The following is a 1,083-nucleotide window of genomic DNA, read 5'->3' on the forward strand; positions in this document are numbered from 1 at the left end:
CTTTTATTCACGGCGGCGAGCACATCATACGCGCGATTACGGGTCCAGTATTGGTACGGATTAGCTGGCATTCCCGATTCTGCCATCATCGTTGCCGTTGATTCGGACATCCGCGGTCCCCTTTGGATCGGGCAAGGCACGTCCTGAGCGAGAAGAGCTCAGCATCGAGAAGCGATGCACGTTCGCGTGGCGTTACCCCAAGGCCCAAGCACTCCAAAGGAATCATCTTCAATGCACACGATCGTACTGGCCACCCAAAAGGGTGGTAGTGGCAAGAGCACGCTTGCCATCGGCCTCGCACTGGCAGCCAAGCAGGTCGGCTTCACCGTCCGCCTGATCGAGACCGACCCGCAGGGCACCCTGTCCAACTGGCAGCGCCGTCGCGCCACCGAGGATCTCGTCGTCGAGCCGATCTATCACGCTGCCGACATCGCGCCGCGCCTGAACATGCTGGCCGACAGCGGCCTGCAGCTCGCGATCGTCGATACCGCGGCCGGCCTCAGCGCCGCCACCACCGCCGCGATCCGCCATTCCGATCTCTGCCTGATCCCGGCCCGCCCGTCCGTCGCCGACATCGAGGCGACAGTCTCGACACTCAGCGTCGCGCGCGCCTGGAAGCGGCCCTACAGCTTCGTGCTGAACCAGACGCCGATCCGCGGCCAGCGCATCGACAATGCGGCCAACACGCTCGCCGAGGAGGCCGCGCTCGATCTCGCCGACGTGCTCGCGCGGCCGCTGATCGCGATGCGCAACGATCACCAGGATTCGCTCGCGAGCGGCCTCGCCGTCAGCGAATTCGCGCCGAACGGCAAGTCGGCCGACGAGATCCGCGGCCTCTGGCAGTGGATCGAGACCCGGCTCGAGCTCAGCGCCACGACCAATGTCCTGATCGACCAGGTCATCTCGGCCGCAGACGGCATGTTGCACGCCGCCGAGCTCGCGTCGGACGAGACCCCGACACTGGCGTCCTGAGCGGGGCGACCGCTCAGGCGTCAGCATGGCTCTTCGCCATCCGGTCGAGGAGCCTCGGCGACGAAGCAATCCGGCCACCAGCCTGGCCGGATTGCTTCGCTATGCTCGCAA

At 65.7% G+C, this 1,083-nt stretch carries 1 protein-coding gene; it reads left to right on the top strand.

What is annotated here, in order from left to right; all coding sequences use genetic code 11:
* Positions 1–231 precede the first annotated feature (231 nt).
* Positions 232–972, top strand: coding sequence for a nucleotide-binding protein (locus ACXJL8_RS41775; RefSeq protein ID WP_456618531.1), 741 nt, complete (start codon positions 232–234; stop codon positions 970–972).
* Positions 973–1,083 lie beyond the last annotated feature (111 nt).

The organism is Bradyrhizobium sp. P5_C11_2 (genome assembly GCF_054049755.1).

Bases quoted from the DNA above. Each gene is read 5' to 3' on its own strand.
- ACXJL8_RS41775 (WP_456618531.1), top strand. From the start codon at position 232: ATGCACACGATCGTACTGGCCACCCAAAAGGGTGGTAGTGGCAAGAGC.